Raw genomic sequence first — 26,491 nt, 5'->3', positions numbered from 1 at the left:
GACGTGCAGGCGGCTCACGAGGAGGAGCGCCGTCGACCGTGTCACGCGGATATGTCTACCAGATCGATGCACTTAGGCGTCAATGCGATGTCACCTGGTGGGACGGCACCGGGACCGCGCGCTCAGCCGACGACGAGGTCGGTGACGAGATAGACGAACGCGGCGATCGCGGCGGCGGCGGGCAGCGTGACCACCCAGGCGGTGACGATGCTGCCGGCGACCCCCCACCGGACCGCCGACAGCCGCCGGGTGGAGCCGACGCCCATGATCGACGTGGTGGTGATGTGCGTCGTCGACACCGGGACGGCGAACACCGTGGCAGTCGTGACCATGACGCTGGAGGCGACGGTCTGGGCGGCGAAGCCACCGGCCGGGGTCAGCTGGATAATCCGTCGGCCCATGGTCCGCATGATGCGGAACCCGCCGGCGTAGGTGCCCGCGCTGATGGCGGCAGCGGCGGCGAGGACCACCCAGAACGGCACCTCGAAGTCGTCGATCTCCCCGGCCGTGTACAGAGCCAGGGTGATGATGCCCATCGTCTTCTGGGCGTCCTGCATGCCGTGGCCCAGGGCCATCGTCGCCGAGCTCACGATCTGCGCCCGCCGGAAGCCGCGGTTGCCGCGCGTGACGTGCGCGTTCCGGAAGGTCCACAGCAGCGCGAGCATGACGAGGTAGCCCAGCCCGAAGCCCACCAGCGGCGAGACGACCATCGGGACGATGACGCTCTCGAACACGCCCGTCCACTGCACGGCGTGGGCGGCCGCGAGGGCGGCGCCGACGAGCCCCCCGATCAGCGCGTGGGAGGACGACGACGGCAGGCCGAACCACCAGGTGACGAGGTTCCAGGCGATCGCGCCGATCAGCGCGGCGAAGACGATCTCCAGGCCCTCGCCGCCCTCGGGCGGTTCGATGATGCCGGCGCCGACGGTCTTGGCGACCTCGGTGGAGAGCAGGGCCCCGATCAGGTTCATCACCGCGGCCAGCGCCAGCGCCGTCCGCGGGGTCAGCGCCTTGGTGGAGACGGCGACGGCGATCGCGTTGGCCGCGTCGTGGAAGCCGTTGGTGTAGTCGAACGCCAGGGCCACCAGGATGATCGCGGTCAGGGCCAGGAAGGCCGTGTCCATCAGCAGCGGTCCATCAGCAGAGGTCCATCGGGGCCTAGGACTCCTTGACGGCGATCGTCTCGACCCCGTTGGCCACGTGCTCGAAGGCGTCGGCCGCCTCCTCCAGCTGGTCGGCGACCTCCTTGAGCTTCAGGATCTCCAGCGCGTCGTACTCCCCGCTGTACAGCCGGGAGAGCAGCCGCCGGTACAGCTTGTCCGCCTCGTTCTCCAGGCGGTTGACCTCGATCCAGTAGTCGGAGAGGTCCTTCAGCGTCCTGAGCCGCGGCATCGCCTCGGCGGTGGTCTGCGCGCAGCGCTGCAGGAGCGCGACCTGCTGGTGCATCTCGGCGGGCAGGGTGCCCAGGCCGGTGAGGACGACCAGGTCGGCGGCGGCCTCGACGCAGTCCATGACGTCGTCGAGGTCACTGGCCAGCCGGTAGATGTCCTCGCGGTCGAACGGGGTGACGAAGCTGGTGTTGAGCGCCCGGAAGATGGCGTGCGTCGACTGGTCGCCGGTGTGCTCCAGGTCGCGCAGCCGGACGGCCAGCTCGCCGCGGCGCGCGTGGTCGTGGACGAACTCACCCAGGACCTCGGTCGCGGTCACCAGGTTCTGCGCGCACGCGGTGAACAGCGGGTAGAAGCTCGAGTCCTTGGGCGTCAGGCTGAACGGCACGCGGAAGCTCCAGGTAGCGGTTGCGGGACGGTCCCCGTCGCCCGCGGCGGACGTACGACCGCCGGGGAGCATAGGTGTCCAGCGGGTGGTCGACGGGGCGCTCGGGGTCAGCTGTGAGCGGCGTCGCCCCGTCGGGCGTCCGCGCTCACCCCGCCGAGGGAGGCCACCAGGTCGGCGCGCGCCCGCGCCACCCGGGACCGGATGGTGCCGACGGGGCAGCCCGCCACCTCCGCAGCCTCGGCGTAGGACAGCCCGAGCAACTGGGTCAGCACGAACGCCTCCCGCCGGTCGGCCGCCAGGCGACCGAGCAGGTCGGTGACCGCAGCGCCCTCGGCGACGGCGTCCCCGGGACCGGGAGCGGCGAGCAGCTCCAGGTCGGTCGTGTCGCGGACCAGTGACAGCCGGCGCCGACGGCGGGAGCGGAGCGAGTCGGCGCACACGCGGCGGGCGATGGCCAGCAGCCAGGTGCGCACGGCGGACCGGCCCTCGAAGCGGTGCAGGGAGCCGAAGGCCCGCAGGTAGGTCTCCTGGGTCAGGTCGTCGGCGGACCCGCGGTCGCCGAGGGCGGCGCACAGCCGCCAGACGTCGGACTGCGTCTCCCGCACGAGGGTGGCCGCGGCCAACGGATCGCCGTCGGCGGCGTCCGCGGCGATGCGGCCCAGGTCGTCCATGTCCTCGTCAGGCTGTCACGCAGGTCACCCGGGGAGCCGGGAACCGGACGGCGTCCGGCGGCGACTAATCAACCATGTCCTGCCACACCTGCCGCGAAGCCCTCTCCGCGCGCCTGGACGGCGAGCCGTCGGGGGTGCCCGCCGACGAGCTCGACCAGCACCTGGCGGCGTGCCCGGGGTGCGCGGCCTGGGCGGCCGCCGCGGAGCGGGTAACCCGCCGGGCGCGGCTGGCCCCCGCCCCACCGGTGCCCGACCTCACCGTCGCGGTCCTCGGCGCGCTGCCCCGCGAGCTGCCCGGGGCCCGGGCCGCCGCGCGTGCCCGGCTGGCGGACACCGCACTCCGGCTGGCCCTGCTCGCGGTCGGCGTCGCGCAGGCGGCCCTGGCCTGGCCGGTGCTCGTCTCCGGTGCCGGCGCGATGAGCGCCCCGGTGCACATGGCGCGGGAGAGCGGCGCGTGGAACCTGGCGGTGGCCGCGGCCTTCCTCGCCGTCGCCGCGGGCCCGCGGCTGGCCGCGGGAGCGCTGCCGTTCCTCGGCTCCTTCACCGCGCTGCTGCTGCCGGTGACGATCGCCGACCTGGAGGCCGGTCACGTGCACGCCGACCGGGCGTTCGCCCACCTGCTCCTCGTGGCCGGGGTCGCCCTCGTCGCCACGGTGGCGTGGCGCGGCCGCCGGCGCCGTCCGCTCCCGGCGGTGGCCGACCGGCGGGTGACCGCGTGAGGCGCTCGGCGCTCCTGCTCCTCCTGCTGGTCGCCGGCTGGTTCGGGGCCGGGATCGGGGCAGCCGACCCGGCCGCCGCGCACGCGACCCTGGTCTCGACCCAGCCCGGCGAGGGCGCGCGGGTGGACACCGCACCCGGAGAGGTGACGCTGCGCTTCAGCGAAGGCGTCTCACTGGGCGCCGGGTACGCGCGGGTGCTCGGTGCCGACCAGCAGCGGGTCGACACCGGGACCGCCTCGGTCGCCGGCGACGAGGTCACCATCCCGCTGCGCAGCGACCTGCCCGACGGCGGCTACCTCGTCACCTACCGGGTGATCTCCGCCGACTCGCACCCCGTCTCCGGCGCCTTCTCCTTCGCGGTCGGCGACGGCGAGCTGCTGACCGCCGCCGCGCAGGGCCAGGCCGCGTCCACCGACCCCGTCGTGGGTGTGCTGCTGCCGGTCGCGCGCTGGGTCGGGTACGCGGGGCTCGCCCTCGCCCTCGGCGTCCCGGTGCTCGTGCTCGCCTGCTGGCCGGCCGGGCGCGGGTCGGGGCGGATGCGGCGGATGGCCAGCGGCGGGGCCGTCGCGGTCGCCGCCGCAGCCCTGGCGACGTTCCTGCTGCAGGGCCCGTACGCCGCCGGGACCGGGCTGGCTTCGATCGCCGACCCGGCCCTGCTCGGCGCCACGGCGCGCTCGGGTGCCGGCTGGGCGGCGCTGGCCCGCGTCGTCCTGGCGCTGGCCCTGCTGGTCGTCCTGCGCCGTACCTGGCGCGGCGCCGCGTCCCCCACCGGTACGGCCGCGGTCGCCGTCCTCGGCGGTGGTCTCGTGCTCGCCACCGCCGCGGTCGGGCACCCGGTGGCCGGCCCGTGGCCGGTGCTGGCCGTCCTGGTCGCGGTCGTGCACGTGGGCGCGATGGCGATCTGGCTGGGCGGGCTCGCCGGCCTGCTGGCCGCGGTGGTGCGGCCCCGGACGGCGCCCGGCGAGGTGGGCGCCGTCCTGCCCGTCTTCTCCCGGCTGGCCTTCGGCTCGGTGGTGGCGCTGGTGGTGTCGGGCATCGTGCAGTCGGTGCGGGAGGTGGGTTCCCCGACCGCCCTGGTGCAGACCACGTACGGGCAGCTCCTCGCGGCGAAGCTGCTGCTCGTCGTGCTCCTCCTGGCCGCGGCCGGGGTATCGCGGGTGTGGGTCCAGCAGCGCCTGGGCATCCGCCGGCCCCGGCGGCGCCGCACGGTCACCGCGCAGGCGTTCTCCGCGGCCGCCCGGGGCGGGGCCGCGCCCGAGGAGCTCGCGGCCGCGACGGAGCGGGACCGGGCGCAGGCCGAGAACGCCGCCGACCACCTGCCCTCGTTGCGCCGCTCGCTCCTGCTGGAGGCGGCGGTGGCCGCGGTCGTGCTGGCGCTGTCGGCGGTGCTGGTCGCCACGCCGCCCGCGCGCACGGCGGTGGCCCAGCCCGTGGAGACCGTGCTGCCGCTGCAGGGCGGCACCGGCACGGCGTCGGGCAGCGTGCAGGTGTCGATCGAGCCCGCGCGCCCCGGCGAGAACGCGTTGCACATCTACCTCTTCGACGACGCCGGACGGCTCACCCAGCCCGCCGAGATCCGGGTGACCCTCACCGAGCGGAGCCAGGAGATCGGCCCGCTCGACGTCGACCTGGCGCCGGCCGGACCCGGCCACTTCGTGGGCGACGGGGTCGACATCCCCGGCGCCGGCACCTGGACCCTCACCGTCACCGTCCGGCTCGACGAGTTCACCGCGCTCAGCGCCGCCACCGACTTCCCGGTGCGCTGACGTCTCTGACCGCTCCACCCCCCCCGATGAAGAGGAAATCGATGTCCCTGTCCCGCCCGCTGCACCGGCTGGCCGTGCTGCTGCTCACCGCCGTGACCGCCTGCGCGGCAGCCGTGGTGTTCGCCACGTCCGCCTCCGCGCACGTCACCGTCTCCTCCGACGACGCCGCGGCCGGTGGCTACGGCAAGCTCACCTTCCGCGTGCCCAACGAGAGCGACACCGCCAGCACGATCGCCCTGCGCATCCAGATCCCCGAGGAGTCCGCCATGGGCTCGCTGCGGGCCCAGCCGGTCCCCGGCTGGACGGTGACCACCACGACCGCCGACCTGGCCGAGCCCATCGAGGTGCACGGGCAGGAGATCAGCTCCTACGTCTCGGTGGTGGAGTACCGCGCCGACGACGGCGGCGGCATCGCGCCCGGCCAGTTCCAGGAGTTCGCGCTCTCCGGGGGGCCCTTCCCGGACGGCGAGCAGCTGACCTTCCCGGCGGTCCAGACCTACAGCGACGGTAGCGAAGCGGCGTGGATCGAGCCGACCGTCGCCGGTCAGGACGAGCCCGAGCGCCCCGCCCCGGTGCTGTCCCTGGTGGCCGAGCAGGCCGGCGGCGACGCCGGCACGGCGGACTCCGCGGCCGCCGCCGAGACCGCCGACGAGGGCGAGCACACCGCCGGCCCGGCCGCCCTCGCGCTGTTCTTCGCGATCCTGGCGCTGCTCGTCGCGCTCGCCGGTGTCGTCCTCGGCGTGCGCGCCAACCGACGTACCGTGTCCTCGTGAATCACGCCGTCCGCCGCCGTCCCCGCCGGGCCGTACCGGCGCTGTTCCTGACCACCGGCCTGCTCCTGGCCGGCTGCGGGGGCGCGGGGGACGGCGAGACCGAGGAGCACGACCACTCGGCGGGCGCACCGGCCGTGGTCGAGGGCCCGGAGGACCAGTACGCCGGCATCGACCTACCCGAGTCCTACCGCAAGCCGACGTTCACGCTCACCGACTCGACGGGCGCGCCGTACGACTTCCGGGCCGAGACGGCGGGCCGGCCGACGCTGCTCTTCTTCGGCTACACCGACTGCCCGGACATCTGCCCGACCACGATGGCCGACGTCACGGTGGCGCTGCGCGGGCTGGACCCCGCCCTGGTGGAGCAGATGCAGGTGGTCTTCGTGACCACCGACCCGGCCACCGACACCCCCGAGGTGCTCGGGGAGTACCTGGACCAGTTCGACGCCGACCTGCCCACGTCGTTCGTCGGCCTCACCGGCGACCAGGACGCGATCGAGCAGGCGCAGCTTTCGGCCGGGGTCGAGCTGGCCGAGGACGAGGGCCGGCTGCACTCGACGCTGCTGCTGCTGTACGGCACGGACGACGAGGCGCGGGTCGCCTTCAACTCGGGGAACACGGCCGCCGACATCGCCGCCGACCTCCGGCAGGTGACGGGCGCGTGAGCCCGGTGCCGGCCCGGCTGCTGATCGTCCTGGCCGGCGTCCTCGCACTGCTGGCGCCGGCCGGCCCCGCATCGGCGCACGTCGGGGGAGAGGCGGCCGGCAGCAACTTCGACGGCCACGTGGTCTCGGTGACCCCGCAGCTGCCCGGGATCACCGTGCGCGTGCTGCAGTTCGGGGACGAGCTCGAGCTGGTCAACGCGTCGGGCACCGAGGTGATGGTGCCGGGGTACTCCGACGAGCCCTACCTCCGGATCGGTCCCGACGGGGTCTGGCGGAACGTGCACAGCCCGGCGACGTACATCAACCTCGACCGGTACGGGCGGACGACGCTGCCCGAGTCGGCCGCCCCCGACGCCACCCCGGAGTGGGAGCGGATCTCCACGGAGCCGGAGTACGTCTGGCACGACCACCGCACCCACTGGATGAGCCAGGACCTCCTGCCGCCCCAGGTCAGCGCCGACCCGACCCGGGAGCACGTGGTGTCGGAGTGGATCGTGCCGCTGCGGCACGGCGGCACCGAGGCGGAGGTCGCCGGCGTGCTGACCTGGAGCCCGCCGCCGTCGCCCTGGGTGGTGTGGCCGCCCGTCGCGGCCGTGCTGCTGGCCGCGGTCGCCGCCGGGCTGCTGGCCCGCACTCCGCGGCTGCTAGGCGGGCTGCTCGCCGTGGGGGCGGGCGCGGCGCTGTGGCACGCGCTGGCCACCCCGGCGCCGTCGGTGACCACCGGCTCGCACGCGGGCGCCGTCGTCTCGGCGCTCGTGCCGGCCGCGGCGACCCTGCTGTGCGCCGTCCTCGGGGTGCGCGCGGCGGTGCGGGGCCGGGGAGCGATGACCGGGCTGCTGGCCGTCGTCACCGGCTGGCTGCTGCTGGTGCAGGGCCTGCCCGACGTCGACGTGCTGTGGTCGGCGAACGTGCTTTCCGCGGGTCCGCAGCCGGTCGCCCGGGTCGCGGTGGGGCTCCTGGCAGCCCTCGGCGTCGGGCTGCTGGTGGGCGGCATCGCCGCGGTGCGCCGGTTCCGCGAGGACGACGCCGCGCCCGCGGGGACCGCCGCCGGCCGGCCGACGGCGGCCTGACGACGGTCCCCGGAGGTCAGCCGACCTCGGCGACGACGTTCGGGCCGTCGGCCCCGAACAGGGTGTTGGCCCGCTGGAGGTCGCCCTCGAAGTCGACCTCGACCGCGGCGTAGGCGGAGATGTCCACCGGGCGGACCCGCAGGCCGCGCTCGGCGATGGCCGTCTCCAGCCCCCGCTCGAAGTAGTCCTCGTGCGAGCACTCCTCGAGGTGCTCGATGAGGGTGGCCTTGTCGGTGGAGGAGATGTAGTTGATCCCCACCGCCTCGCCCAGCCCGCCGCGGACGATCTTGGACAGCTCGCGGATGTAGCCGTCGCCGTCGAGGGTGTACTTGACCTCCTCCTCGGCGACCGTGCTGGTGTCGACGCAGACGAAGCTCTGGTCGGCCGCCATGTACGGGAGCGCGACCTCCAGGACCGCCGGGTCGAACACCACGTCGCCGTTGAGCCACAGCACGCCGCCCTCGCGGGTGGTCCGCAGGCCGCGGAGCAGGCTCTTGGACGTGTTCGTGACGGCGAAGTCGGGGTTGTACGTGAACAGCAGGTCGGGCGAGGCCTTCATGATCCGCTTGCTGCGGTAGCCCACCACCGCCGTCACGCTCACGTCGTCGCCGAGGACGGTGCGCAGGCCGTCGAGCTGCCGCTGCATGATGCTGCGCCCGTCGTCGAGGCGGGTCAGCGGCTTGGGGTCCTGCCGGCCCAGCCGGGTGCCCATGCCCGCGGCGAGGATCACGACCTGCACCGACGGCGTCTGCAGCCGTCGGGACGTCGTGCGGGCCGACAGGGGGGCGCCACCCCGACGAACGGGGCTGAGGACGTGGTCACCGGTCCGCACGGACATCATCTCCTTCAGTGGTCGTGCTGGTGGTCTGCCCGGCCGCGGTCGCGGACGGGAGGATCAGGTCGAGGACGCGCTGGGTCGCGGCGCCGTCCTCGAGGTGGCAGAAGGTCTCGCGGAACCGGGCGTAGCGCTCGGCGTGCTCCGCGGTGACCGTGTCGATGTCGGCGATCGCCGAGATCAGCTCGTCGCTGGTGGCGACGAGGGGACCGGGCGCGACCTCGGCGAGGTCGAAGTAGAAGCCTCGCAGCTTATCGCGGTACCGGTCCAGGTCGTAGGTGTAGAAGAGCTGGGGCTTGTCCGTGACGGCGAAGTCGAACATCGTCGACGAGTAGTCGGTCACCATCAGGTCGGCGGCGAGGTAGAGGTCGGCGATGTCGGGGTGGTTGCACACGTCGCGGACGGCTGACCCCTCGGTGATCTCCAGCCGGCTCATGACCATGTTGTGCAGCCGCAGCAGCAGCACGTGGTCCCCGCCCAGCCGGGCGCCGAACGCGTCGAGGTCGATCGGGAACTCGAAGTCCCGCTCGCCGTTGCCCTCGAACACCAGGTCGTCGCGCCAGGTCGGGGTGTAGAGCACCACCGTCTGGTCCGCGCCGATGCCGAGCTCCGACCGCACGCGCGCACGGATCTCGTTCCGGTGGGGGCTGGAGAGCACGTCGTTGCGGGGGAGCCCGGTCTCGTGGATCGGGCCGCGGTAACCGAACGCCTTGCGCAGCCGCTCGGTCGTGACCGAGTTGGGCGACAGCAGCAGGTCCCAGCGGGCGATGTCCTGGTCCAGGTAGGCCAGCCGCCCCTCGGGTGCCCACAGCACGTCGTTGTGGATCCGCTTGAGCATCGTGCCGTGCCACGTCTGCAGGTACGTGGTCCCGGGCCGCTTCTCCCAGTCCAGCGGGATGTGGTCGTTGGAGATGACCAGGTCGGCCCCCTCCAGCGCCGCGATCGACTCCGGGCTGCCGAAGGTCAACGTCCGGACGTCGGGCGGGAAGCCGGCCTGGGTGTGCGGCGCGGACAGCCAGGTGTGGGTGGCGTCGACGCCCTGCGCGCGCAGGGCCTCGTAGAGCGCCCGCGGGCTGTCGGAGAAGTGCCCGCGGAAGGCGGCGTAGACGATGTTCACCGGGCGGCTCCGGTCAGGGCGCCGTCGGCGTCCGGCCGTCCGGTGAGCACGGGCAGGACGAGGTCGGCCAGCTCCGCCCAGGACTCGACGACGGTCACGGCGCCGGCCGCCAGCAGGGCCTCGCGGCGCGCTGCGCGCTCCTCGGGGAGCACGAACAGCAGGTTGCCGACGGTGGGGCAGCCGGCGCCGACGGCCGACCGCACCCCCGCGACGGCGTCCTCGACCGCGAGCCCCTGCTCGGGCGCGATGCCCAGGGCGTCGCAGGCGTGCCGGTAGACGGCGGGGTCGGGCTTGCTGGTCGGCACCGGCAACGAGTCCTCGGCGCTGTAGCGGCGCGCGGGCGGGATGAGGTCGTCCAGCCCGGTGGCGGTGAAGCACGCGGCCAGCCGGGACAGCGCGCTGGAGCTGACCGCGGCGAGCTCCAGCCGGCCGGCCAGCGCGCCGAGCGCGTCCAGCGTGGGCCGGTGGGGGCGCAGCGTGCGGCCGAGGTGCTCCGTGACGGCGCGGCGCTCCTCGACGACCCAGGGCTCGACGTCGACGTCGGTCACGCCGGCCTCGGTGGCCAGCGCCAGGGCGGTGGACCGGAAGTTCATGCCGGTGGCCGCCTGGCGCAGCTCGCCCGCGGTGTACCGGCGGTCGATGCCGATGGAGGCGAGGAAGGCGTTGGTGACCTCGGCGGAGGCGTCGAACGCGGGCTCCTCGGAGGGGAAGAGGTTGCCGTCGGCGTCGCAGAGCAGGTACTGCACCCGCTCGATGAGCGTCGGCGGAACGGTCGGCACCAGATGTGCTCCCTTCGGGGACGGAGGAGGGGGGCTCACCGCGGCAGAGCCGCAGGGCCGAGCATGCGGGTGGCCACGGTCTGCCGGACCCCGTGGCGGTCGAAGGCGGTCAGGACCGCTGCCAGGTCGGCCACGAAGGCCGGGTGGGAGCCGAGGTCGCCGAACACCGACGTCTCGCCGAGGAGGGGCCGCGGGTCGCTGCCGCCGGCGCGGGCCAGCGCCTGCAGCCGGTCGGCGAGGGCGTCCTCGACGGGCAGCCGCCGGCCGGCCTCGTCCGTGCCCCGCAGGTAGCGGAACCACCCGGCGACGGCGAGCGTGAGCAGGCCGTGTGGCCGCCCCTCCTCGATCGCCTGGCGCAGCGACGGCAGCAGGTGGTGCGGCATCTTGGTCGAGCCGCGCCGGCACAGCCGGGGCAGGCCGTCGGCGATCGCCGGGTTGGCGAACCGCTGGAGCAGGGTGCGCTTGTACTCGGCCAGGTCGATGCCGTCCGGCGGCGGCAGCAGCGGGGTGACCTCGACGTCCATGAGGCGGGCGACGTAGCCGGCGAGCACCGGGTCGGCCATCACCTGGTCGAGGCTGGCGTAGCCGGCGAGGGAACCGAGGTAGCCGAGAGCGCAGTGGCTGGCGTTGAGCAGCCGGGTCTTCATCAGCTCGTAGCTGCCGACGTCGGGGACGAACCGGACGCCGACGGTGTCCAGCGGAGGGCGGCCGGCGGAGAACGTGTCCTCGATGACCCACTGGGAGAACGGCTCGGTGATCACCGGCCACCGGTCGTCCACGCCGTAGCGCTGGGCCACCGCGGCCCGCTCCTCGACGCTCGTGTGCGGCGTGATCCGGTCGACCATGCTGCTGGGGAAGGCCACGCGGTCGGCGATCCACCGGGCCAGGACCTCGTCGCGCAGCCGCGCGAAGCCGATGACGGCGGCGCGGGCGGCGTCCCCGTTGCGGTGCATGTTGTCGCAGGAGACGACGGAGAACGGGTCGAGGCCGGCCCTCCGACGCCGGTCCAGCGCCTCGACGAGGTAGCCGAACACGGTGCTCGGGGACGACGGCTCCGCCACGTCCCGGCGGATGTCGTCGTCGTCGGGGTCGAACAGGCCGGTCTGCGGGTCGAGGCGGTAGCCGCTGTCGGTGATGGTCAGCGACACCATGCGCGTGCGCTCGTCGGTCAGCAGGTCGAGGACGGCGGCCGGGTCGTCGGGCGCGAAGTGGTAGCCGACCATGACGCCGACGACGCGGGCGCGCTCGCCGTCGGGGCTGCGCTCGACGACCGTGTAGAGGTGGTCCTGCGGCGCGAGGGCGTCCTTCATGGTGCGGCTGTGCAGGCCGACGCCGACGACGCCCCAGCCGTCGCTGATGCGGCGCTCGGCGAGCTCGTCGAAGTAGAGGAGCTGGTGCGCCCGGTGGAACCCGCCGACGCTGAAGTGGACGACGGCCGGGGTCAGCGCCGACCGGTCGTAGGTCGGGACGCTGAGCTGCGCCTCGTGCAGCGGCAGGGTGGCGTCGGTGAGCGGGTGGATGTCCGCGGCCGCCACGATGTTGGGGGCGGTGGCGGTGGCGGTGTCCGACGGGACGGGAGTCGCCGGATGGCCGGCCGGAGCCGTTCGGGTAGTCGCCCGCAGGGGCAGGAGCTCGGCCTGTGACATCGCGTCCCTCCTTCTCTGTTCTGAGCACGGCGCCACCGGGCCGACCGGTTACGGGTCCCCGGAGGTCAGCAGTACACGGGTGGTGCCGGGTGTCGCGCAACAAGGCCCGGCGCCGCTTCGCGGGCGCGGAGGCGCCGGACCGGCGCGGATCTTTCACGCCGGAGGTAGGGAATGCCCGTTGCGAGCCCCTCGAAACGCCCCGCACCCTCCCGTGGCGCGTGTCCATGATCACCGACGCCCCGCGGGCTCTCTGCACCGGGTCCAATCACACGGCTGTAAGTAACGCGTGTGACTCATGGGACCAGTGGTGCGGGTCACGCGGCGTGTCGCGAGCAACGCGCCGATCGTCCGGTCACGGACCCGTCACGGAATGTTTCGATGGGCACCGCCCGGACGGGCGCGCGACTTCCCCACGCGAGACGGACAGGTGCATGGACGCAGGGACCGGCCCGGAGGCCCGCACGGAACTGCTCGGCGCGGTGCACCCGCACGCCGGCCGGGCCGCCGAGCGGCGCGCCCGGCGTCGTCCGGCCCGGGCGCAGGTCCGGCGCAGCCCCGCCCTGCTGCTCGCCGCGGTGCTGCTCGGGGGCGTCGCCGCGGCGGGGCTGAGCCTGCAGGGCGCACCCGCTGCCTCGGCCGAGGCCACGTCCGTGATCGAGGCCTCCGACGTGCTGATGACCACCGAGGAGGGTGTGGAGGTCCTGCCCCAGGCGTCCATCTCGGTCGCGGAGGCCGAGGCCCGGCTCGAGGAGGTGGCCGCCTCCCGCGCCGCCCGTGCCGAGCGCGAGGCCGCCGAGGCGGCGGCGGCCGCGGCCGCCGCCGAGGCCGCCCGGCCCAAGGCCGTCCTGCCCGTCGCCGGGGCTCGGCTCACCAGTGGCTACGGCGGCCGCTGGGGCACCTTCCACTACGGCATCGACCTCGCCGCACCCATGCGCACGCCCGAGTACGCGGCGGTGGACGGCGTGGTGCTGCGCGCCGGCGCGGCCAGTGGCTTCGGGCTGGCCGTGTACATCCTCCACGAGAACGGCGACGTCACCGTCTACGGGCACATGGACAAGATCCTGGTGCAGCCGGGGCAGTACGTGGAGGCGGGGGAGACGATCGCCCTGCTCGGCAACCGGGGGCAGTCGACCGGCCCGCACCTGCACTTCGAGGTGCACAAGGGCGGCCTGGACGGCAAGAAGGTCGACCCGATCCCGTGGCTGGCCGCCCGCGGCGTCGAGGTCTGACGCCCGCAGCGGGCATCATCCCGGCGTGAGCCGACCCGCGGAGGACGCGACCCGGAGGCTGCTGCGCGCGCGGGACGCGATGGACCGCCGCTACGCCGAGCCGCTCGACGTGCCGACCCTGGCGCGGATCGCGCACATCTCGGAGGCGCACTTCATCCGCACCTTCCGGGCCACCTTCGGCGAGACGCCGAACCGGTACCTGCAGCGCCGACGGGTCGAGCGGGCGATGTTCCTGCTGCGCACCGGCGACCGCAGCGTCACCGACATCTGCATGGCCGTCGGCTTCTCCAGCCTGGGCACGTTCAGCCGGGTCTTCCGCGACGTCGTCGGCGAACCGCCCAGCGCCTACCGGCGCCGCGGCCCGCTGCCCGCCGTGCCCTCCTGCTTCGCGATGGCCTGGCTGCGGCCGAGCAGTTTCGGAGAAGCGCCGGGGGAGTGACGCTCCCTAGCGTCCCTCCCATGCTGACCTCGCTGACCATCACCCAGATCTACGTGCCCGACCAGGACCAGGCGCTCGACTTCTACGTCGGGAAGCTCGGGTTCGAGGTCCAGAACGACATGCAGTTCGGCCCGATGCGCTGGCTCACCGTCGCCCTGCCCGGCCAGCCCGACCGAGCCGTCCTGCTGGAGCGGCCGGGGCCGCCCTCCATGAGCGAGGAGACCGCCGCCCAGGTCCGGGAGGCGATCGCCAAGGGGGTCGCCGGAGGACATCTCTTCTTCGCCTGCGACGACGCCTACCGGACGCACGCTGACCTGGTGGCCAAGGGCGTGGAGATCACCGAGGAGCCGGTCGACCAGCCGTACGGGATCGACTTCGGCCTCCGCGACCCGTTCGGCAACCACCTGCGGATCGCGCAGATGAAGCAGGTCTGAGCAGCGGCCCGCCCCGCCCCGCGCGGCGCCCACCCCCTCCGCCGGTCGCGGCGGGCGGGGTTGTACAGTTACTCCCGGCTCGGACGCACCACTCCGGGCCGGTTCGGGGCTGTGGCGCAGCTGGTAGCGCACCACACTGGCAGTGTGGGGGTCAGGGGTTCGAGTCCCCTCAGCTCCACCCCGATGACCAGGCCGTTCCCCTTCTGGGGAGCGGCCTGAGTCGTCTCTGGTTGCAGTTGTGGTTGCAGTTTGCCCACCCTTACCTGGCAGCAGCGGGGCGCTCATCCGGTCGGCGGCTTCGCGGGCCAGGGCCGGCATGACGTGGCTGTAGATGTCCATGGTGGTGCGCATCTGGCTGTGGCCGAGCAGCTCCATGACCACCCGCGGATGCACGTTCTCGCTCAGCAGCAGGGTGGCCGCGGTGTGCCGGCCGTCGTGCAGGCGGGCATGGCGTACGCCGGCCGCCTCGAGCAGCCGGGTCCAGTCGTCGTGGTCGGTCTTCTTGTCGATCGGCCGGCCGTTGGGCTGGGCGAAGACGAGGTCCTCGTCGTGCCACTCGGAGCCGGCCAGCATCCGCTCGCCGCGCTGGGCGGTCCGCTGCTGCTCCAGCTCGGTGACCAGGGGGAGCGGTAGGGCCAGGGTGCGCTGGCTGCGTCGGGTCTTCGGCTCCTCGTAGATGAGGCCACCGCCGCGAACCCGGTGGATGCTGCGCCGGACCGTCAGCGTGCCCGCGAGCAGGTCGATGTCCTTCCACTGCAACGCCAGCGCCTCGGACTGGCGCAGGCCGAGAGCGAGCGCAACGGTCCAGCGGGCGGAGTTGCGGACCTCCGCGGCGGCTTCCAGGACGGCGCGGGCCTCGTCGAGGTCGAGTGCGGTGGCGATGTCGCTCTGGCGTTGCGCGGGCGGGTCGACGAGGGCGGCGACGTTGCGAGCGACGTGGCCGCGCTGGACGGCGACAGTGAGGGCGCGGGACAGGATTCGGTGGTGGCGCAGGACGGTAGCGGGGGAGTAGCCGGCGTCGACCAGCGCGGTGTAGAGCTGGTCGAGGTGCTCGGGGCGCAGTCGGTCGAGGCGGTGCCGGCCGATGCCGGGGATCAGGTGCTTGCGGACGGCCGACTCGTAGCTCTCCAGCGTCCGCTGCCGTACACGGCGCGGGGCGATGGTCGTCAGCCAGTGCTCGAGCCACCAGGCGACGGTCGGGGTCGACGTCTCGCCGACCGTCCCGGAGTCGCGCTTGCGCTCGAGCTCACGGACCTTCGCCACGACGACGCCGCGGTTCTTGCTGCTGACGTGCTGGCGGTCGAGCGTGCCGTCGAGCGTGAACCCGACGGAGACGTAGCCGTGCCAGCGCCCGTCGGCGCCCTTGTAGATCGTCGACTCGCCGTTCGACGCACGTCCCGCCATCCGCTACCCCTTGGCGCTTTTCCGGAGGGTCAGTCTCGCGGAGCCCTCGGGGGAGGGACAGGCGCGTTGTGGATTCATGCGGCGTCCGGCGAAGGATGTGGACGGGACGGGGAAGCCTCAAGCCGGCGGACGTAGCGGTCCAGCTCTGCTTGAGAGATCCGGCAGCTGCGGCCGATGTGGACGGGACGCAGCTCCCCGCTCTTCATGAGGGCGTACACCGTCGTGCGACCGACGCGGAGGACCTCCGCCGCCTCTTCGGGCGTGAGGAGGAGCCGATCGGTGGCCATGACGTCCTGAATCGGCTGCGGATTACCCATGTCGACCTCTCCCGGATCAGTCGCGCAATGCTGCGTGACGGCTGCAGTGCAACGGTGGGGGAGTGACCTTCAGAACATCTCCAGTACCTGCCCGGCCGCACGCATCGCGCGCTGACTAGAGGGTCCAGCGGCACCAAGGGCTACTGCAGACGTCCCGGAGGCTCAGTTCAGTACAGGTGTGGAGCGCCGGTGAGGTGGGCGCGTCTCCGGTAGACCTCCAGTACGGGCTGCAGTGCCCGCGACAGCGCAGGCAGATCGCGGTCGTAGACGCGCCCGTCGTTGAGCTGGCCGGTGAGCTCGCCGAGCAACCTGGGCCAGTCGCGGCGTGTGGGCGCGAGAGGAACGTGGACCTCGACGCGCCGCTCGACGAGATGCACCGCGGACAGGCCGGAAGCAGCGGCCCTGGCCTGCTCCCATGCCCGGTGCCGGCAGGTGGCCGAGCACCACTTCGGAATCGGCCCCCGGCTTCCCGGAGCGATCGGCCCTCCGCACCACCCGCAGGCCGTCGCGGCGGTCCGGCGATCTCGCCCCTCGACGCCGGAGCCCGCCTTCGGCGAGCGGGCCTCCCTCATGGACGTCCGCTGGTTCTTCTGGCGCCGCCCCTTCTCCAGTTCGCGCCGCCGAGCCTGGTAGGGGCTTCCGCTGCTTCCCATGCGTACGACGCTGCACATGAGCCTGCAGTAACCCGTCACTACGAGTTGCAGCACCGGGCGTGCCACACACGCATTCATTGATCTTGTTGGGCGCCCGGTGACTCCGTCGGTGGGAGTCGCTCCAGCGAGTGGTCTCGTTGGCCTGGACCTCGCCTGTTTCTTCGTGCTCTACTTCCTCCGCGTCGCGAGTGCCCCTATATCGCGCAGTCCCTCGACGAGGGCTGATGCCAGGTGACTTGCGGTCCGCTCGGCGGTGAGACCGTCGATGGCGAGGGAGGGCACCGAGCCAGAAGCCATGCGTCCGCGCTGTCTTCTGGGAGTGACCTTGTCTGATGCATCCGTTTCTACAATTGCCGTCTCTGCGACGGTCGCACTGATCGTCACCGTTGCGGTCTTCCGGATAAACCCCGACACGTTCAGAGTTGGCTACGCCGACTTTTGGCTTGAGGCTGAGCGTCGGCCGCCCCATGGCGAGCACCGGGACAACTAGTCCTGGGGGTCCAGTCCCGGGGCTCGATGCTGGGTGCACTCGCCGCTGCCACGCTCGGCGTGGGGCACGTCGAGATCCGAAAGAACGAGATGCCACTGGCGGACAGCGACGCCTGGCTGCAGCGCACGACCGGGCCGGACTACCGGGGCAGACATCTGTCGCTGAGCTTCCGGCGGGAGCTCATCAGTGCCGGCGATCGCGTTCTCTTCGTTGACGACTCGATCGAACCGGAAGGGCAGGGGCTGGTGTCGCAGGCGTTGGTCGAGAGCGCTGGTGCGACCTGATGCGGCCTGTCGTCGTGGTCGACGGGTCGGCCGACACCCGCGTCAGGCGCCGCCTCGGTCTCGGCTCGCTCCTTCGCGTACGGGACCTCTAGTCCGACTCGCTGCGACGGGCGGCACTAGCTCTGTCCGTCGGAGCGCTCGGAGCGGCCGCTGGGCCGGGCCTGGGCAACGTCCGACCGGTCAACCCTGCAGGAAGCGCCAATCCAGCTTGACAAGGATCTGATGTGCCGGAATGCCGCCGACGTCCATCATCGTAGAAATGATGGCTGGGACAGTGGAGTCGACTCCCAGCATTGTGGCTCGGGTTACCACCTGACTATGGGTGCCGATGTACGAATCGTTGCCGTCTTCGTGATCCACGTATACATATCCCATATCGATTAGGGTGTTGATATAGTTGATGTAGGTGCGCTCTTCGAGGTTGTTCAGCAAGGCAAGCCTTGTGAAGTCGATTGACCAAGACTCTCCCGTTCCGCCATCGTAGCCGTGCTCCAGAATCATGGCCAACAGGGACCGCAACTCTGGAGGAGTGACCCTGAGTCTCTCGAGCGCGGCGGGAATCTGCGCGGCCGCGTTAACTAGGAACTCGTGTCCCTCTTTGAGTCCGGCGGTCACGGCGAAGCGTTGCAAGTTCTCGGGCTGTCGGTAGCGGACGCCTGCGGTCCTGTCTTCTACCGCGTTCTGCAACCCTGATACCAGCGAACTGAACCGCGCTTCGTGGCGGGCCTTCATGTCGACTAGCTTTGGCACGTCATACATCTTTACGTCGTTGGTTGCGATGTGATGCGCGTTGCAAAGGATGATGAGATTGCGAGACTCCCGAAGTTGCTCGGGGGTCCACGTGGCGTCGTATCGTGGCGACAGAGGTTCAACCCCCACAATGTGGGCTACCTGGGCAACCACCTGGCCTAGTTCATCGATAACTGGGTGACTGCAACCCGGAAACGCACACTGATTACCCGAGACTGCAAACAGTTCTTTCAGGGTGCTGTCGAGGAAGGAGAGTCGCCGCTTTGAGGTGGCCATCACGCTCAGAGTCTACGGATGTCGCGCGGGGCCGCTGCTACTGCACCGGCTGACTCTGCCGGGGATCTTCTCTATCTGCCCCCTGTTCGACGGCTGTCGGCCAGAGGCCAGAAGGATGCGGCTGGGCAGCCTCGCCGCTAGCTTCTCCAGGTGCCACTGGGCTGGGGTGTCCGGACGGCGGCCAGCATCGCGCTGGCCAGGACCGCCCGTGGGTGCTCGAACCGGCTGTTCCCGCTTCATCGGTATATGGGTGTCAGCCGGCCACCGTTGTGATGCCAACGGGCACGGGCAAGACCGAGACCATGCTCGCTCTCCTGGCAGCAGACCAGCCGACGCCTGCCCTATCGCGTCCTACAGCTGCGCCTCAGAGAGATCCAGATCGTCGATGGGTGACTCATGGCCGCGCTGAGCATGGCGACGATGGCGCGGGCAAGCTGGGCGCCGCGGACGTTGGTGCCTTGTTGGTACAGCAACGCGGTGACGGGGAAGAAGCGGACGAGGGGTGGGGTGAACCGGTTGCAGCGGCTGCTTGCCGATCCGTCACAACGAGTCCCGACACCGTGAATGCAAGACGTGTGATGGCTCGCGATCTTTGGAAGCTTCAGTAAACCGGCAGGTGGCGGCATAGTGGCGGCGTTCACATTGCGGTTGACCCCGGCCACGGGCCCGGTAGGACTGGTCTCGTCTGCGGCCAAGGCTCGGGGCTTGGCGGCCGCGCCGTGGTCTCCGCGGACCGCGTCGAGCATCCGGTCGGTCGCCGGGACAGCAATCTCGCGCAGTCGCAATGCATCGAGCCGAGGAGAGACGTACGCCTCGGTGACGACCGGTACAGGCGCATTGCCCCCGAGGCGAGATCGCTGTTGTCGACCTCGGCCAACAAGAGCCCAGTCACGGTGCTGAGCCGGCTGTCGACGGGCGGGGTCCCGCCGGTCCTCCGGTTACGCAGGGTCTCCCGCAGCCGTCGCTCCGCCTGTGCTCGGGTCTGCCCGTAACGGGTCACGAATCGGCGACGGCGAGCGAAGTCGCGAAAGCTCGCGCCCGCAACCATCCGGTTCCCGCCAAGCGGCCGGAAGTGGATCCTCCCGAAGGTTCACACGGGCAGTGGTGGCCATCCCCCATGAGAGACCTTCATCCCTCGGCCGCGGCGAGACGGCGATGCGTGCGCCCGTCCCTGGCAGCCTGGTGGGTCGGCCGAGGCGGGCAGGGGAGAGGCTGCACGTTGGTGGACGGCACGACGGGCCGCTGACTGACGAATCGCAATTACGTCCCTCCAAGCTTCCGCCGAGGTCTCGAGTGCGTCGCCAGTAGCCGCAGAGGGGTCCAGTGGCCAAGGGGGCGCTCGATACCGAGACTGTCGTTGCCTATCGGCATAGTGGGGTCGTCCACCCGGGAGCCTGTTCATGTGCCTCGCCAGGGCACCGCTACCTGGCCATAGCAGGAGAGTCCCGCACAGCCCCACCTGAAGGTCTTACACGAGCGCCGCTGGGCGGTGAGGAAGAGTGACGGTGGCGCGGGGAAAGTACGGCCGCAAACGGTCCAAGGTCTCCGCTCCGACGGACGACGAAGCTGGCGGTCGCCTTCGTCTGTCCCTGTCGTTCAGCGCGCGCAGGTGCCTGCGCTGTGGGGACCGACGGGTCGCCGGACAACCTTGCCCCACTTGTGGCGTAGGCCCGTCCGTGGGGGAACTCGACGTGAAGGCGCAGCGTCGGCGCGCCGCTGCTCAAGCCATCCGGGCTCACCTGAACGAAGACCTGGTTCCGCCAGATGACCTCGGCGAGCTGGCCGAGCTGCTTGCTGGCCTGTCGGGGCTGCCTCGCCGACTCTTTACAATTCTTCAAGAGGTAGACAAGGGCGGAGACCGTGAGCGCGCCGCAAACCGAGAGCTGGTCGCGATAGCCAAGGACCTACGGCAGCGGGAAGCCCGCGCTGCTGGAGTGTGGCTGCGCCCTTGGCGGCGGCACGGCAGGGGAGCTCTGCAGTGTGTGACAGCTGTCCGGGAGTCAGTCGACGCCTTCATCGAGGCGTTCGGTGCAAGCGATCTAGGTGCGGCTCAGCATGCTGCACAAAGGGGACAGGGACTTCTCGACAAGGCTGGCCAGCTCGCGGGTGAACTCGGCGAAGAACTGGCCTTCACGCATCAAGTTGTTGACCTCGGAGAGACCGACCTGCTTGCCGCCTGCATAACTCGCGATCTTCAGCGCCTGGAAGCAAGCAGCGGCGGTCTTGAATCGATCATGATCCTCGACCGCATCGGTCGCGGTCGGCTCTCAGTTCTTCCCAATGACGGCAAGCCAGGCCTTGGCCTTGAGGTTCACTTAGTCCTCCTGGCGGCGAGCGTCCTGCTCGATCCGGATCGTCTTACCTTGGTGTGCGAGCAGGCGCATCAGACACTCAACCAGGATCGGTTGCGCGCCATGGGTGAGAGTGCGAATTGGTCGGATTACCAGCGAGCTGCGACCACGACGCTCTTTGACGCCTGTCGCTACCTCGCCAGCATGGTTTCTCAACCTGGCTTGCCGCCTCGTATCGGCGTGCGGGCCCAGCTCCTGTTCATCCAGGACGTCATCGAAGGCCCTGTTCGCCACCTTCTCGCAACAATGCTCGCGTGCGGGGATCCTGGCGAGGATGCGGTCGCCGCGTATCAGGAGGCCCGCGGGCGGACGGGTACAAGCGTGGTCGCAGCTGCTCGAGGTCGGTTACCCGCAGTCTTGACGGAGGCCATGCTGGTGCCGGCTCGGCATGCAAGTGCGCATCGTGACTACGTCGTCCACCCGGCTGGCGTGACCCTGCAGGCTTCGAGGGCCGCATCCGCGCACGAGGCCAGCTTCGAGGAGCTAGCCGACGCTGTCCTGGGCCTCCTCGAGACCGCGCTCGGCCTACAGCTGGCTATACGCACAGCTGGGGAGGGAGTCGGACAGACGCCCGATGACAGCGACCTGCTGGAGGAGCTCGACCCCGATTTGGTTCCGACTGTGCTCCTGGCTGCATCCGGCTGGCGCGAGGTCAAGATTGCGCGGGACGGGGACACGATGACTGTCCGCGGCGAGGTCGACTTGCCAACGCCCATGGCAACAATCGGCCTACTGCTGGCCCATCTCGATCCTGCAATCCACCAAGTGAAGCTCGTGGCCGAGCAGCATCGCACAACCCGGACGTTCCAAGCCGCCACCGCACCCTTTCGCGAGTTCTTGCAGCGCCCGCATCCCGCGGATGACTTCGAGACTTCCCTGCTCCTCCTGAATGCGCTCCTGCACGTAACGGCCGAAGGTAGGCCCATCATCGAAAGGCGTCACCGCCTGCGGATCGCCGCCCATTTTTTCGCAGTGGGCACCAACGGGAACCTGTCAGTGTTCACCTCGCGGTGCCGCCGACTGGGCGACTGGGCTCGGGACCACCAGGACTCGGAATTGGAGACCGCGCCTCGGGTCGCCCAGCGCGCTGTTGTTGCGGCTCAATCCGGACTTCCTGTCACCCCAGCAGAACAAGCAGCCTTGGCGCTGATGGACCGTTGGCGACACGAGCCCGTGAAGTTGCCCGACCGTTGGTAAGTGAGGTCGGCCCGGCAGCGATACCAGCGCCCTGCCGCCAGTGGACCTAGCAATTCTCCCTCTCAAGGTATGCAAGAGGAGTGTGCCCTTGAGCTTGCGCCCTCCAGTGCCTCAGAGTTGTGCCGAGAGTCGTCCCGCGGAAGTCCTGAGCCGTTGATGCGCGGCACAGGACACGAGCCGGGGTCTGCCGCCGCTGAAGATCGCGGGAGCCGCTCGCTGGCGTGACTCACCGTGCCCGGTTGTGCACTGCATGGTGATGTCGGGCTACCGTTCCTGTGCTGCATCGACCGAGGGGGGTTGCACGTGGTCACTGCGTGCGGAGGGAAACGGGGTCTGAACCGTCGGGCTGCAAGGGTCCGGCTGCCCAGACGGCGCCTGACGGTGAGGCCTGGCCCTGAGAACAGTGCCCCGGTCTGTGTCGACCGGTCAGCCCCGCAAGTGCAAGCGGCCCTCGAGCCCCTCAGGCCACCTGGCACGCTGTGACGTCGGAGCAAGACGGCGTCGCGCGTCCTCGGGCCCGTATCAAGGGATGCGGACGCCACAGCGCGGCGACGACCCCCCGGACCGAAATGTGGTTCAGGGCATCGTGAACCAGTGCCCAGGTTTGCCGGCAGACTGCTGCGGCTGGGCTGCAGCGAAGTCGAGTAGGTGGCGCGATGGCCATACTAAATGCACGGGCTTCCGGCCCATTTCCTCGTGTCATGACCACTGGCTGGCGAGATGGACCCAGCGGACGCTCCACACCATGTGCGATCTTCACGGCAGCACGACAGCGCTTCGATTCAGCGTTGACGCATCGTCTCAAGCGGCAAGATGGTCAACTCACGTCCACACGGAAACTGGAGGCCGGCATGGCTGGCAAATACACAACCACTACCAAAGACGTGGGGCTTCTCCTTCAGCTACACCAGGACGGGCAGCTGACCATAACGCCGGAGTTCCAGCGCAATGCCGTCTGGTCACGTGCGGCCAAGGCTTATCTTATTGATACAATTCTCACCGGGAGCCCCATTCCCGTTCTATACTTCCAACGCAGCGTCAGTGCCCAAACGAGTCGCGTCGAGTATGCTGTAGTCGACGGCCAGCAGCGTCTGAACGCCGTTTTCTTATTTATGGAAAACCGGTTCGCTTTGACCGAGTCAGACGCGAAAAGTCCTTGGTATCGCAAGCGCTGGAAGCAACTTTCCACCGGAGAGCGAGAGCAGATCCTCTCTTACGACTTTGTTGTCCAGGAGCTCACTGGCTACGGGGCAAGTCAAATCCGGGAGATGTTTCAGCGGATGAACCGGTACGTAGTCGCTCTGAATCCACAAGAGCTGCGTCATGCCAACCAAGATGGCGCGTTTAAGCAACTTGTTGAAGCCGTGGGAAAGTGGCCATTCTGGCTGGAGAACGGCGTTGTTACGAAGCAAGGCATGAGCCGAATGAAGGCTGATGAATTCGTTGCTGAACTGCTCATCCTGCTGAATGAGGGACCGCAGGACAAGAAGGAATCGGTCGACCTCTACTACAACTCCTTCCAGGAAGAATTTGAAGCAGGGTCCAAGTTGCGCGATGACTTGGAGTCTATAACTACCACCATTGTGAACGCGCTGCCAGACTTGAAGAAAAATACCACGTTCAAACGCCCCGTGAATCTTTACGCCTTGATAGGCGCCTTGAGTGAGATCCAGGATGAGGGGGACAGCCTGCCCGCTGAGAGCCTAATCGGCTCTCGTCTAGAGCAATTCGCCTCCGAGTTGGCGGCTCCCGAGGAGGAGCGGACCTCGCGAGCGAGCAGGTACTTCGTGGCTCAGAGCCGCCAGACCGACAATGTACGCCCAAGGCGGACGAGGATAGACATCCTAAAGCATGTCATTCTGGGTGAGGAGTGACACGTGGGCGCGGTAGCGGACGCATGGCTTGCGAAATATCGGAGCCAGTTCCATCACTATGAGGAGGCGGCCGAGCTTGCGCGACAGCAGATCGTTGACGCAACATCGGGGAGGCCGCTCTCAATCCAGCTGATCACCGCCCGCGCTAAGAACCCCGATGCTGCCGCGGAGAAAATCAAACGACGCGGCTATGGGCGACCGGCTCAGCTGATGGACGACATCATCGGCGTCCGCATAATTACCCTATATGAGCACTCTGTGGCGGATGTTGCTCGCCGGCTTCGGTCGCGGTTCGAGGTTGACGAAGCGCGATCAGGCGACAAAGCCAAGGAGTTGGGCCTTCGGGAAGTCGGCTACCGAAGCAACCACCTTGTCATCCGCGTTCGCAGGACGGGACTCGCGCCCGTATCCGCAATACTCGAGCGAACGCGCATTGAGGTGCAGGTTCGAAGCGTCATAGCTCATGCGTGGGCGGAGATTGAGCACTCCCTCAGATACAAGGTTGGAGTCGGAGTACCCGAGGAGTTGTTGCGCCGATTTGACGCCCTCGCTGGCACCCTTGAACTGGTTGATCGTGAGTTCTCGAGCATCGAAGCCGCGACGGTGGACGTCGTGAACCGACTCAAGGGGCGTTACGCGGGTGGTGAGGCGCACGATGACGAACTTTCGACCGTTCAGCTCCTCGCCTGCGTCTCCGCAGCGCGGGCGGATATGAGGCCTCTTGGTCCGCACAAACTGGCGCTCGAAATCGAGGAGGCGTTTCGCCTGGCGAAGGTCTTGAAGCTTGCTGGCGTCTGCACAGTCGGTCAACTTGTGCAAGAAATTGCGTCCGGGGAAGTTCAGAGTGTAATACGAAAGTACGCAGCACTCGACCCGGCCAACTTTGAGCCCGAGGAGGCGTCGGCGCGCGTCGTCCTCGGTGCGGTCATCGGGCTCCGCTCGTCTGCGTTGCTTCAGTCTTCGGGCGCGCAGGACGGACGGTTGGTCGCCGCTTTGCAGTGAACGCATCATCCGCGCCGCTTTCCCGCAGGACGGCGTAGCGACGGAATCCGACAGGGCCGCGCATTCACTCAGGGAGAACTGACGGTGGCGGCCAGGGGCTGACCGGGCCCGTCGCCGACAGCCTCCCGGGTCGCCTTAAGGATCGCCGTGCAAATGCAGATGGGCTGCGTGCCCTGACTCCTCATGGCAGGGCTTCCCACAGCGCGCTCTCAAGCGTAGGTGCCGCGTGCCGCCCGCGATCTCGTCCACAGCCTCGCCGAAGCCGGCGGGGGAGACAGCCCACGAGGTGGCCCACTCCCGCGCCGAGATCACCCGGCTGCGGGCCCACACCGCCTGATCACCCGGCCGGGTCGCCCACCGATGATCGCACGCGGGTCGTCCACCGGTCAGCCACCTCCGCGGCCAGCGGTGGTTGCAGTTCTGGTTGCAGTTGCGGTGAATCCGTGGCGGTCCGCCTACATCCGCTGATGTCTCGGAACATCGCGAACCTGCTGCTCAGAGGCCTGTTCTGGACTGCGGCGGACGTCCGCGGACGCGATCATGACGGCCTGGCAGTGTGGGGGTCAGGGGTTCGAGTCCCCTCAGCTCCACCCGATCGACGCAGGCCGTTCTCCCTCCGGGAGAGCGGCCTGCGTCGTTCCCGGTGCCGGGAGGAGCCGGACACCACCTGGCGAGCCGCCCGCGCTGCGCGGGTGGTCTCACCCCCGGGCGGTGGCCAGGTAGACCGTGTTCGTGGCCGGTCGGCCCTGGAGGGGATTGGGAAAGCTGATCACCTGCGCCTCGGCGTCGACGAAGACCTCGGACAGCGCCGCCAGGTACCCGGCGTCGGGTGGGTCGTTCGACCAGATCGAGAAGACGCCACCCGGCCGGAGGTGCGCTGCCAGGCGTCGCATGCCGGGCGGGCGGTAGAACGGGGCGTTGCCCTCGTCCAGCAGGTGCCCGGGGGAGTGGTCGATGTCCACGACGACGGCGTCGAAGAGTCGTCCGGCGTCTCCCGGATCCAGCTCGGGGCCCAAGGCCATGGCGAAGAAGTCGCCGTGCACCATGCGGCACCGGGGGTTCCCGGCGACGGCACGTCCCACGGGCAGCAGACCCTGCTGGTGCCACGCGATGACCGGCTCCAGCAGCTCGACCACCACGAGCTCGCGAACACGGGGGTCGGCGAGCACGGCTTGCGCGGTGTAGCCGAGGCCGAGCCCGCCGACCGCCACGTCCAACGCGTCCCCGTCCAGTCGCTGCAGAGCCAGCCGGGCGACCTCCTCCTCGGCGACCGTGAACAGCGAGGACATCAGGAAGTCGTCGCCCAGCTTGACCTCGAACACGTCCTGCCCGCTCGCCGGGTCGCGCCGCCGACGGAGGCTCAGCTCGCCGATCGGGGTGGCGCTCCAGGCGAGCTCCTCGAACCGGGTACCCACGCGACACGTCTCCCTCCGCTCGGACCCGGTCGCGGAGTCGCCGGCTCCGGTGGCACTGTCCCCGCCGCCGGGCCGGAGCGCACGTCCGGAGGGTCGCGCCCGGGAGGAGGGGCACTTGCGGCCCGGGAGTCGTCGTGGAAGGTTGGTTTACGTCGTAAACGAAGAGGTTGGGTCCCGGCCTTCCGCCGCTGACCACCGGAGCCCGCCCGCATGCCCCCGATCGACGTTCCTGCTGCCGGCTGGATCCGGACAGCGTCCACGGACGGCGGTCTCCTGCTCGTGCTCGTCGGCGAGGTCGATGCCGCGGTCGTCGTCGCGTTCGAGGCCGCCGCGACGCGCGAGGCCGGCCCGGTCGTCGCCGTCGACGCCTCGGCGGTGACGTTCATCGACGCCGCGGCGGTCGGCCTGGTGCTGCGGTGGACGGCGGAGTTCCGGGCGACCGGCCGCCGGCCGGAGCTGCACCGACCCTCCCGCGTGGTGCAGCGGATCCTTCGCCTCACCGGTCTGGAGGCGGCGTTCACCTGGCGATAGCGGCGGTCGGGCTCCCGCGCGGGCCGGG

At 70.3% G+C, this 26,491-nt stretch carries 24 protein-coding genes, 1 tRNA gene and 1 pseudogene; 14 read left to right on the top strand and 12 right to left on the bottom strand.

The window, feature by feature from the left end:
* Positions 1-122: 122 nt before the first annotated feature.
* The 3 genes from ACI79T_RS07610 to ACI79T_RS07600 all read right to left on the bottom strand — a co-directional run bounded on the left by ACI79T_RS07610 (position 123) and on the right by ACI79T_RS07600 (position 2,447).
* A complete protein-coding gene (locus tag ACI79T_RS07610; protein WP_456609442.1) occupies positions 123-1,124 on the bottom strand; it encodes an anion permease in 1,002 nt (333 codons plus the stop codon).
* A 34-nt stretch (positions 1,125-1,158) separates the two neighbouring features.
* Positions 1,159-1,776 (bottom strand): DUF47 domain-containing protein, encoded by a 618-nt coding sequence (locus ACI79T_RS07605; protein ID WP_456609441.1) that lies wholly within the window; start codon positions 1,774-1,776, stop codon positions 1,159-1,161.
* Positions 1,777-1,883: 107 nt separating this feature from the next.
* Positions 1,884-2,447, bottom strand: coding sequence for a sigma-70 family RNA polymerase sigma factor (locus ACI79T_RS07600; RefSeq protein ID WP_456609440.1), 564 nt, complete (start codon positions 2,445-2,447; stop codon positions 1,884-1,886).
* 74 nt (positions 2,448-2,521) lie between these two features.
* Here ACI79T_RS07600 and ACI79T_RS07595 point away from each other — a divergent pair, with 74 nt between their 5' ends.
* From ACI79T_RS07595 to ACI79T_RS07575, 5 genes are read left to right on the top strand one after another with little or no spacing between them, the layout of a single operon-like run.
* The gene (locus ACI79T_RS07595; protein ID WP_456609439.1) at positions 2,522-3,166 is read left to right on the top strand and encodes a zf-HC2 domain-containing protein; all 645 of its coding nucleotides are present in this window, start codon (positions 2,522-2,524) and stop codon (positions 3,164-3,166) included.
* On the top strand, positions 3,163-4,932 hold the full coding sequence (locus tag ACI79T_RS07590) for a copper resistance CopC/CopD family protein (RefSeq protein ID WP_456609438.1): 1,770 nt from the start codon (positions 3,163-3,165) through the stop codon (positions 4,930-4,932). The genes ACI79T_RS07595 and ACI79T_RS07590 overlap by 4 nt, the downstream gene beginning before the upstream one ends.
* Before the next feature lie 41 nt (positions 4,933-4,973).
* The gene (locus ACI79T_RS07585) at positions 4,974-5,705 is read left to right on the top strand and encodes a YcnI family copper-binding membrane protein (RefSeq protein WP_456609437.1); all 732 of its coding nucleotides are present in this window, start codon (positions 4,974-4,976) and stop codon (positions 5,703-5,705) included.
* A complete protein-coding gene (locus ACI79T_RS07580; RefSeq protein ID WP_456609436.1) occupies positions 5,702-6,370 on the top strand; it encodes an SCO family protein in 669 nt (222 codons plus the stop codon). The genes ACI79T_RS07585 and ACI79T_RS07580 overlap by 4 nt, the downstream gene beginning before the upstream one ends.
* A complete protein-coding gene (locus ACI79T_RS07575; protein WP_456609435.1) occupies positions 6,367-7,440 on the top strand; it encodes a hypothetical protein in 1,074 nt (357 codons plus the stop codon). Before ACI79T_RS07580 ends, ACI79T_RS07575 begins: the two co-directional genes overlap by 4 nt.
* 16 nt (positions 7,441-7,456) lie before the next feature.
* On the opposite strand, the gene ACI79T_RS07570 is transcribed toward ACI79T_RS07575, so the two are convergent.
* Genes ACI79T_RS07570 through ACI79T_RS07555 form a run of 4 tightly spaced genes read right to left on the bottom strand, consistent with a single transcriptional unit; the run spans position 7,457 to position 11,817 of the window.
* Positions 7,457-8,278: a phosphocholine cytidylyltransferase family protein gene (locus ACI79T_RS07570; protein WP_456609434.1), complete on the bottom strand. Its 822-nt coding sequence runs from the start codon at positions 8,276-8,278 to the stop codon at positions 7,457-7,459.
* Positions 8,259-9,392, bottom strand: a complete 1,134-nt coding sequence (locus ACI79T_RS07565; RefSeq protein WP_456609433.1) for a CDP-glycerol glycerophosphotransferase family protein — start codon at positions 9,390-9,392, stop codon at positions 8,259-8,261. Before ACI79T_RS07565 ends, ACI79T_RS07570 begins: the two co-directional genes overlap by 20 nt.
* Entirely contained in the window at positions 9,389-10,171 is a 783-nt protein-coding gene (locus tag ACI79T_RS07560; protein ID WP_456609432.1) for an HAD family hydrolase, read from the bottom strand. The genes ACI79T_RS07565 and ACI79T_RS07560 overlap by 4 nt, the downstream gene beginning before the upstream one ends.
* A gap of 35 nt (positions 10,172-10,206) precedes the next feature.
* A complete protein-coding gene (locus ACI79T_RS07555) occupies positions 10,207-11,817 on the bottom strand; it encodes a mannitol dehydrogenase family protein (protein WP_456609431.1) in 1,611 nt (536 codons plus the stop codon).
* A 431-nt stretch (positions 11,818-12,248) separates the two neighbouring features.
* On the opposite strand from ACI79T_RS07555, the gene ACI79T_RS07550 reads away from it, so the two are divergent.
* The 4 genes from ACI79T_RS07550 to ACI79T_RS07535 all read left to right on the top strand — a co-directional run bounded on the left by ACI79T_RS07550 (position 12,249) and on the right by ACI79T_RS07535 (position 14,097).
* Positions 12,249-13,046 (top strand): M23 family metallopeptidase, encoded by a 798-nt coding sequence (locus tag ACI79T_RS07550; protein ID WP_456609430.1) that lies wholly within the window; start codon positions 12,249-12,251, stop codon positions 13,044-13,046.
* Positions 13,047-13,071: 25 nt separating this feature from the next.
* Positions 13,072-13,485 (top strand): helix-turn-helix domain-containing protein, encoded by a 414-nt coding sequence (locus ACI79T_RS07545; RefSeq protein ID WP_456609429.1) that lies wholly within the window; start codon positions 13,072-13,074, stop codon positions 13,483-13,485.
* Positions 13,486-13,505: 20 nt separating this feature from the next.
* Positions 13,506-13,919, top strand: coding sequence for a VOC family protein (locus tag ACI79T_RS07540; protein ID WP_456609428.1), 414 nt, complete (start codon positions 13,506-13,508; stop codon positions 13,917-13,919).
* A 105-nt stretch (positions 13,920-14,024) separates the two neighbouring features.
* A tRNA-Ala gene (locus ACI79T_RS07535) sits at positions 14,025-14,097 on the top strand.
* 200 nt (positions 14,098-14,297) lie between these two features.
* On the opposite strand, the pseudogene ACI79T_RS07530 reads toward ACI79T_RS07535, so the two are convergent.
* The 3 genes and pseudogenes from ACI79T_RS07530 to ACI79T_RS07520 form a co-directional block, all read right to left on the bottom strand.
* Positions 14,298-15,323 (bottom strand): annotated as a pseudogene (locus tag ACI79T_RS07530) (tyrosine-type recombinase/integrase); the annotation flags it as partial.
* Positions 15,324-15,397: 74 nt separating this feature from the next.
* Positions 15,398-15,610, bottom strand: coding sequence for a helix-turn-helix domain-containing protein (locus ACI79T_RS07525; RefSeq protein ID WP_456609628.1), 213 nt, complete (start codon positions 15,608-15,610; stop codon positions 15,398-15,400).
* Between the two features lie 197 nt (positions 15,611-15,807).
* Complete coding sequence (locus ACI79T_RS07520) at positions 15,808-16,017, bottom strand: hypothetical protein (protein ID WP_456609427.1); 210 nt, start codon at positions 16,015-16,017, stop codon at positions 15,808-15,810.
* Between the two features lie 792 nt (positions 16,018-16,809).
* On the opposite strand from ACI79T_RS07520, the gene ACI79T_RS07515 reads away from it, so the two are divergent.
* Complete coding sequence (locus ACI79T_RS07515) at positions 16,810-17,067, top strand: hypothetical protein (protein ID WP_456609426.1); 258 nt, start codon at positions 16,810-16,812, stop codon at positions 17,065-17,067.
* Positions 17,068-17,247: 180 nt separating this feature from the next.
* On the opposite strand, the gene ACI79T_RS07510 is transcribed toward ACI79T_RS07515, so the two are convergent.
* Positions 17,248-18,096, bottom strand: a complete 849-nt coding sequence (locus ACI79T_RS07510; RefSeq protein WP_456609425.1) for a hypothetical protein — start codon at positions 18,094-18,096, stop codon at positions 17,248-17,250.
* 1,673 nt (positions 18,097-19,769) lie between these two features.
* Here ACI79T_RS07510 and ACI79T_RS07505 point away from each other — a divergent pair.
* From ACI79T_RS07505 to ACI79T_RS07495, 3 genes are all read left to right on the top strand, one after another.
* Entirely contained in the window at positions 19,770-21,641 is a 1,872-nt protein-coding gene (locus ACI79T_RS07505) for a hypothetical protein (protein ID WP_456609424.1), read from the top strand.
* A gap of 851 nt (positions 21,642-22,492) precedes the next feature.
* Positions 22,493-23,515, top strand: coding sequence for a DUF262 domain-containing protein (locus ACI79T_RS07500; RefSeq protein WP_456609423.1), 1,023 nt, complete (start codon positions 22,493-22,495; stop codon positions 23,513-23,515).
* 3 nt (positions 23,516-23,518) lie between these two features.
* Positions 23,519-24,517, top strand: coding sequence for a GTP pyrophosphokinase (locus ACI79T_RS07495; protein WP_456609422.1), 999 nt, complete (start codon positions 23,519-23,521; stop codon positions 24,515-24,517).
* A gap of 698 nt (positions 24,518-25,215) precedes the next feature.
* Here ACI79T_RS07495 and ACI79T_RS07490 read toward each other — a convergent pair.
* Positions 25,216-25,932, bottom strand: a complete 717-nt coding sequence (locus tag ACI79T_RS07490) for a spermidine synthase (RefSeq protein WP_456609421.1) — start codon at positions 25,930-25,932, stop codon at positions 25,216-25,218.
* Positions 25,933-26,142: 210 nt separating this feature from the next.
* On the opposite strand from ACI79T_RS07490, the gene ACI79T_RS07485 reads away from it, so the two are divergent.
* Complete coding sequence (locus ACI79T_RS07485) at positions 26,143-26,463, top strand: STAS domain-containing protein (RefSeq protein WP_456609420.1); 321 nt, start codon at positions 26,143-26,145, stop codon at positions 26,461-26,463.
* The last annotated feature ends 28 nt before the right edge of the window (positions 26,464-26,491 follow it).

It is taken from the genome of Blastococcus sp. SYSU DS0619, assembly GCF_054051035.1.
The sequence above is the reverse complement of the archived record's forward strand: the minus strand, read 5'-3'. Positions and strand labels throughout refer to the sequence as shown.

Excerpts from the sequence above, each read along its gene's own strand:
- ACI79T_RS07610 (WP_456609442.1), bottom strand. The coding sequence starts at position 1,124 with ATGGACACGGCCTTCCTGGCCCTGACCGCGATCATCCTGGTGGCCCTG.
- ACI79T_RS07600 (WP_456609440.1), bottom strand. The coding sequence starts at position 2,447 with ATGGACGACCTGGGCCGCATCGCCGCGGACGCCGCCGACGGCGATCCG.
- ACI79T_RS07595 (WP_456609439.1), top strand. The coding sequence starts at position 2,522 with ATGTCCTGCCACACCTGCCGCGAAGCCCTCTCCGCGCGCCTGGACGGC.
- ACI79T_RS07585 (WP_456609437.1), top strand. The coding sequence starts at position 4,974 with ATGTCCCTGTCCCGCCCGCTGCACCGGCTGGCCGTGCTGCTGCTCACC.
- ACI79T_RS07570 (WP_456609434.1), bottom strand. The coding sequence starts at position 8,278 with ATGTCCGTGCGGACCGGTGACCACGTCCTCAGCCCCGTTCGTCGGGGT.
- ACI79T_RS07555 (WP_456609431.1), bottom strand. The coding sequence starts at position 11,817 with ATGTCACAGGCCGAGCTCCTGCCCCTGCGGGCGACTACCCGAACGGCT.
- ACI79T_RS07550 (WP_456609430.1), top strand. The coding sequence starts at position 12,249 with ATGGACGCAGGGACCGGCCCGGAGGCCCGCACGGAACTGCTCGGCGCG.
- ACI79T_RS07540 (WP_456609428.1), top strand. The coding sequence starts at position 13,506 with ATGCTGACCTCGCTGACCATCACCCAGATCTACGTGCCCGACCAGGAC.
- ACI79T_RS07525 (WP_456609628.1), bottom strand. The coding sequence starts at position 15,610 with ATGGCCACCGATCGGCTCCTCCTCACGCCCGAAGAGGCGGCGGAGGTC.
- ACI79T_RS07515 (WP_456609426.1), top strand. The coding sequence starts at position 16,810 with ATGCTGGGTGCACTCGCCGCTGCCACGCTCGGCGTGGGGCACGTCGAG.
- ACI79T_RS07500 (WP_456609423.1), top strand. The coding sequence starts at position 22,493 with ATGGCTGGCAAATACACAACCACTACCAAAGACGTGGGGCTTCTCCTT.
- ACI79T_RS07485 (WP_456609420.1), top strand. The coding sequence starts at position 26,143 with ATGCCCCCGATCGACGTTCCTGCTGCCGGCTGGATCCGGACAGCGTCC.